Raw genomic sequence first — 2,534 nt, 5'->3', positions numbered from 1 at the left:
GGGAGTGGCCGGGCGTACCTCCGGGGCGGCGGCGACCGGCGCGGGGCCGGCGGCGGCCGGCGGCGGCTCGGCGCCACCCAGGGTGAGCCGGCGCTCCATCCGCTCCAGGCGCTGGAGCAGGCCGCCGGCCGAATCGTCCAGGCCGGGCAGCAGCATCCGGGCGCAGATCAGCTCCAGCAGCAGCCGTGGCGCGGTGGTGCCGCGCATCTCGACCAGGCCGTTGTGCACGATGTCGGCGCAGCGGGACAGGGTGGCCGGGCCGAGCCGCTGTGCCTGGGCGGCCATCCGCTCGATCTGGTCGTCGGGGCCGTCGATCAGGCCCTTGGCGGCGGCGTCCGGCACCTGCTGCATGACGATCAGGTCGCGCAGCCGCTCCAGCAGGTCGGAGGCGAACCGGCGCGGGTCGTGCCCGGCCTCGGCGACCCGGTCGACGGTGGCGTACGCGGCCGCGCCGTCCCCGGCGGCGAGCGCGTCGCACATCTCGTCGATCAGCGCGGAGTCGGTGACGCCGAGCAACGCGGCGGCCCGGGCGTAGCTGACCCCCTCCGGGCCGGCGCCGGCGATGAGCTGGTCGAGCACGGAGAGGCTGTCCCGGGCGCTGCCGCCGCCGGCGCGCACCACCAGCGGGAAAACCGCCTGCTCGACCTTGACCCCCTCGGCCTCGGTCAGCTGCTCCAGGTAGGGCCGGAGCACCTTCGGCGGGATCAGCCGGAACGGGTAGTGGTGGGTCCGCGACTTGATCGTGCCGAGGACCTTCTCCGGCTCGGTGGTGGCGAAGATGAACTTGACGTACTCCGGGGGTTCCTCGACCAGCTTGAGCAGGGCGTTGAAGCCGGCCGACGAGACCATGTGCGCCTCGTCGATGACGTAGATCTTGAAGCGGCTGCGGGCCGGCGCGAAGAACGCCTTCTCGCGCAGCTCACGGGCGTCGTCAACGCCGCCGTGGCTGGCCGCGTCGATCTCGATGACGTCGATCGACCCGGCGCCGTCGGTGGCCAGCGAGCGGCACGACTCACACTGCCCGCACGGCTCGGGCGTGGGCCCCTGCTCGCAGTTGAGCGAGCGGGCCAGGATCCGGGCGCTGGAGGTCTTGCCGCAGCCCCGGGGGCCGGAGAAGAGGTAGGCGTGGTTCAGCCGCCCGCTGCGCAGCGCCTGCGACAGCGGCTCGGTGACGTGCTCCTGGCCGATGACCTCGGCGAACGTACGGGGCCGGTACTTGCGGTAAAGGGCCAGTGCCACCCGTCCCGCCTCCTCTCGACCGAGCCATTCTGCGCCGGTCAGCCCCGGGTGACCACCCACCACCCCGTGACCTGACCCGCAGGGACGTTACCGGCACCCGGAGACAGAAAGGCCCCCCGTGCACCCGTCAGAGCCCGCTTATCCTTGCTGCCTTCCGGCCCTGGGGAGGTTCACGAGATGCACGCCGCACGGGGGGTGCCGCCAAGCCTACCCGACCCGGGGTGGATCTTCAGGGGGTGGTGGGGTGTCCCGCCCGCCGACGACCTGTATCCTGGCTCGCGGAGGATTCGCCTAGAGGCCTAGGGCGCACGCTTGGAAAGCGTGTTGGGTTAACACCCTCACGAGTTCGAATCTCGTATCCTCCGCCGTCGACGCAAGGGCCGGCTCTCGCTTGAGGGCCGGCCCTTCGTCGTTTCCCGGGGGGCGCCCAACGCGGCGTCTGATCGCCGCCAGATTTCCCGCCCGCCGCCGACCAGGCTGGTGGCATGACCGGAGTTCTGGACGGAAAAGTGGCATTGGTGACCGGCGGCAGCCGGGGTATCGGGGCGGCGGTGGCGCTGCGGCTGGCGCAGGAGGGCGCCGACGTGGCGCTGACCTACGAGCGGCGCGCCGACCGGGCGGCCGAACTGGTGGAGCAGATCAAGGCGGTGGGGCGGCGCGCCCTGGCGGTGCCGGCGGACAGCGCCGACCCGGCGGCGGCGCGCGGGGCGGTCGACCGGGTCGCCGGGGAGTTGGGCCGGCTCGACGTGCTGGTCAACAACGCCGGGGTGTTCCTGACCGGCCCGGTGACGGAGCTGGGCACGGACGAGGTCGAGCGGACCATCGCGGTCAACGTGCGGGCGCCGTTCGTGTTCGCGCAGGCGGCGGTCGGGCACCTGACCGACGGCGGCCGGATCGTGAACATCGGAAGCAACGTGGCCGAGCGGGCCGTGTTTCCCGGTCTCGCCCTCTACTCGATGAGCAAGACGGCCCTGGTCGGCCTGACCCGGGGCCTCGCCCGGGAGCTGGGCGGCCGGGGGATCACCGTGAACCTGGTCAACCCCGGGCCGACCGACACCGACGCGAACCCGGCGGACGGGCCGAACGCGGAAGCCATCCGCGGCTTCACCGCCCTGGGCCGCTACGCCGCGCCGGCCGAGATCGCCGCCGTGGTGGCCTTCCTGGCCGGGCCGGACGGCGGCTACGTCACCGGCGCGACGATCAACGCGGACGGCGGCTTCACCGGCTGACCGGCGCCGCGGCAGGCGCGGCGGCGGCGTGCGGGGTGGCCGGCGCCGGCGCGGTCTCCTCCGCGG

General features: G+C 73.7%; 2 protein-coding genes, 1 tRNA gene and 1 other RNA gene. 2 read left to right on the top strand and 2 right to left on the bottom strand.

Going from position 1 to position 2,534, the window contains the following annotated elements:
• Together B0E53_RS35405 and ffs are read right to left on the bottom strand one after the other, a co-directional pair.
• The coding region (locus B0E53_RS35405) for a DNA polymerase III subunit gamma and tau (protein WP_146167935.1) at nt 1-1,239 on the bottom strand (1,239 nt) is incomplete at its 3' end.
• A gap of 107 nt (nt 1,240-1,346) precedes the next feature.
• Nucleotides 1,347-1,437: signal recognition particle sRNA small type (ffs, locus tag B0E53_RS35400), an RNA gene on the bottom strand.
• Nucleotides 1,438-1,519: 82 nt separating this feature from the next.
• Between ffs and B0E53_RS35395 the strand changes: the two genes are divergently transcribed.
• Together B0E53_RS35395 and B0E53_RS35390 are read left to right on the top strand one after the other, a co-directional pair.
• A tRNA-Ser gene (locus B0E53_RS35395) sits at nt 1,520-1,604 on the top strand.
• 120 nt (nt 1,605-1,724) lie between these two features.
• Nucleotides 1,725-2,468 (top strand): SDR family oxidoreductase, encoded by a 744-nt coding sequence (locus B0E53_RS35390; RefSeq protein ID WP_107079820.1) that lies wholly within the window; start codon nt 1,725-1,727, stop codon nt 2,466-2,468.
• Nucleotides 2,469-2,534: the final 66 nt, after the last annotated feature.

Source organism: Micromonospora sp. MH33 (assembly GCF_003013775.1).
In the GTDB taxonomy this organism is placed as follows: domain Bacteria; phylum Actinomycetota; class Actinomycetes; order Mycobacteriales; family Micromonosporaceae; genus Micromonospora; species Micromonospora fulviviridis.
Note: the sequence above shows the minus strand (reverse complement) of the source record. Positions and strands in the feature narration are given on the sequence as shown.

Excerpts from the sequence above, each read along its gene's own strand:
- B0E53_RS35390 (WP_107079820.1), top strand. The coding sequence starts at position 1,725 with ATGACCGGAGTTCTGGACGGAAAAGTGGCATTGGTGACCGGCGGCAGC.